The organism is Vibrio jasicida CAIM 1864 = LMG 25398 (genome assembly GCF_000400365.1).
GTDB lineage: Bacteria > Pseudomonadota > Gammaproteobacteria > Enterobacterales > Vibrionaceae > Vibrio > Vibrio jasicida.
The window spans coordinates 1-2,565 of sequence record NZ_BAOG01000205.1 but is presented as its reverse complement, the minus strand read 5'-3'; the positions used below and the strand labels follow the sequence as shown (position 1 = coordinate 2,565).

The following is a 2,565-nucleotide window of genomic DNA, read 5'->3' as shown; positions in this document are numbered from 1 at the left end:
TTCTAAATAACTAGATGACGTACCATTTAAGCATTGTTTAGCAATGACACATTTTAGCTCGCGGCTATATTTGGACATAAAAAGACCCTCAATAATTGGTGTCCAACTATTGGGGGTCAGTTCACGTTGCAGGCTTTTTCATTTCTTACTCTGGTTGCTTAAATTCGCTGTTCCAAACGCTGTTTATCTTTTAATCCAATTACTTAGAACACGAACGAATACCTCAATATTTTCGTGATCCTACTTCGCGTTTTGACCACGCGCATTCATTCGGTCGGCTGAGTTGGGATTCATTTCACAGATTATTCATGAAGCGAACCTAGACTGAAAAAATTCTATCGACCCCGTTCGACCTACAACGCTAGTCACAATAAAAACTAGGTACTACAGCACCTCTAGGACATTCCATGAAGAAGAACTTACTTGCCATTGCTCTTGGTAGCGTAATTGCGCTGACTGCTGCCCCATACTCTATCGCGGCTAACGATGCTGCCGTCCAATCTTCCGCCGACTACTCACAGATCGTCACCAAACGTCAGGTTGTCGACCAACTGCTGAATGACGCGGTACAAGCATTCAAATCCCCTGCGCGTATCTCGCATGCAGGTTTTACCGCCAAAATGCCGAGCAACATGGAGATTGTTACCGACCGCTTACTAGAAGCATACAAACTTGAGCCGTACCGTACTGACCTACTGATTTCTGCAGCAAACGCGCAGATCTACAACAAGAATGCAGATCGCGCGATTGAACTGTTTGAACAAGCCCTTTCTGTTGCACCAGACGATGTGGATTTGCACGCTTACTTAGCGGTATGGCAACGCTTTGAGGGCAACCAAGCAGAATCAGCTAAACACATGGCGACACTCACTAAACTCAATGCAGGTAAAGCCGCAGACATCCAACGCATCTTCGACACCGTAGACCGCGTACTTGCAACGCCACTGAAAGAGAAAGCCGACAAAGGCAAATTGGATGACAGAGGCGCAATCGTCACATTGGGATACGCGCTGAACCCAGATGGTTCGATGCACCAGATCTTGGTTGAGCGTTTGGAAACCACGCTAGCCATGGCAAAAGCAAACCCAGACGCGTTGATCGTATTGACGGGCGGCGTACCGAAGAACCACAAAACCGAAGGCAAGTTAATGGCGGATTGGCTGATTGAAAAAGGCATCAGCAAAGATCGCATCATTGAAGAAAACTACGCCACCAGCACGGTAGGTAACGCCCTATTCAGTAGCTATGCATTGGCACGTCATAACATCAAGCACGCGACCATCATCAGCTCAGCGAGCCACGTACGTCGTGGTCAAACCTTGTTTGAAATCGCAAGCTGGCAAACTGGCCCACAAGGCATCACTTTCGACACTGTGAGCTACCCAGACAAGCCACTGAAAGACTTAGCCAAAGCCAGCGATAGCGAACTGCTTGGTATCTACCGCGATGCACTGCGTACTTACGGCATGTGGAGCTACCGTTCTTACCCGCTAGAGTCGCGTTAATACACTAGAGCCTGAAAGCAAAAGAGACCGCGTTAATGCGGTCTCTCACAGAATCATTTGAACATGATGCAGTGGTCAATCAATGCGTTTTGTAGGTTTTGTTTGTCACTCAGAATCACTAGAGCATAGATAGTATTTTTGTCACCAATTCGGTAAAGCAGCTTGAAACCATCAAAGCTAAATTGCCGGATGTCGTAAACACCGATTGTTGTCAGTTCATAACAAGGCGGATAGATAGACGGGTTATTCAAAACGTTGTGTTCAAACCTCTGCTGAACCGCAATTAATCTATCAATCACATCGTTGCGAGCGCTCCAGTTCGATAAATAGTTAATACTCTGAATAGCCGTATTTTCAAAGGTTTGTGTATAGAGAACTTTTGCTTCCATGCTCGTATCAAACTCAATCTTTGAGTGCTGCTAACGTGCTCTTCATATCTTCCGATGACTTTACACGTTCATTCGCAACATCATTTTGAGCAAAGCTAACAAACTTCATTAAAGCAATGGCTTCATCACGCTTCTGACGTTCTTCATAAGACTCAACGACATAAATAGGCTTACCATTTTGCGTAATCGTCATTGGCTCATCCAGTTCAAGCTTCGCAGCATTCTTTTTTAGATAACTTACCGTTTCAGTGCTCATCACATGACTCCTATCGGCAACCTCGCTGGTGTAACAACAAGCGAAACCAGCCGAGCTATACTGCAGGTTTGACCGAAATATTTGAATCAATAGAAAGTGCTAATCACATTCTATTTTTCGTTTAGATTTTGACCTAATTTTGCCAACTATACCTATGCATTTCGAACAAACCAAATTAAGTTTAAATTTAGACTCCTACTTCAAATATAGAAAAAGCCTGCGTACTTGCAGGCTTTCTTGTCTTTGTGCAGTGGTTGAAACCGCTTAAATTGCTTCGCCGTTTACCGTTACTGCCACATCAATGTTGCCACGAACTGCGTTTGAATATGGGCAAACTTGGTGTGCAATGCGCGTTAGCTCTAGCGCTTGTTCTTGTGGCATGTCTAGCTCTACCGCTAGGCTCACTGTTAGTGCA

The 2,565-nt window shown here is 44.9% G+C and carries 3 protein-coding genes and 2 pseudogenes; 1 reads left to right on the top strand and 4 read right to left on the bottom strand.

Translation table 11 applies throughout. From position 1 onward, the window contains the following. A pseudogene (locus tag VJL_RS30430) lies at positions 1–78 on the bottom strand (helix-turn-helix domain-containing protein); the annotation flags it as partial. A gap of 329 nt (positions 79–407) precedes the next feature. Here VJL_RS30430 and VJL_RS26745 point away from each other — a divergent pair. Then, positions 408–1,505: a YdcF family protein gene (locus tag VJL_RS26745; protein ID WP_038882383.1), complete on the top strand. Its 1,098-nt coding sequence runs from the start codon at positions 408–410 to the stop codon at positions 1,503–1,505. Positions 1,506–1,558: 53 nt separating this feature from the next. Here the strand turns inward: VJL_RS26745 and VJL_RS26740 are convergent, their stop codons facing one another. From VJL_RS26740 to VJL_RS26730, 3 genes and pseudogenes are all read right to left on the bottom strand, one after another. Further along, positions 1,559–1,894, bottom strand: coding sequence for a type II toxin-antitoxin system RelE/ParE family toxin (locus VJL_RS26740; RefSeq protein WP_020195558.1), 336 nt, complete (start codon positions 1,892–1,894; stop codon positions 1,559–1,561). A gap of 13 nt (positions 1,895–1,907) precedes the next feature. Then, on the bottom strand, positions 1,908–2,150 hold the full coding sequence (locus VJL_RS26735; protein WP_005383516.1) for a type II toxin-antitoxin system Phd/YefM family antitoxin: 243 nt from the start codon (positions 2,148–2,150) through the stop codon (positions 1,908–1,910). Between the two features lie 264 nt (positions 2,151–2,414). Next, a pseudogene (locus VJL_RS26730) lies at positions 2,415–2,565 on the bottom strand (organic hydroperoxide resistance protein); the annotation flags it as partial.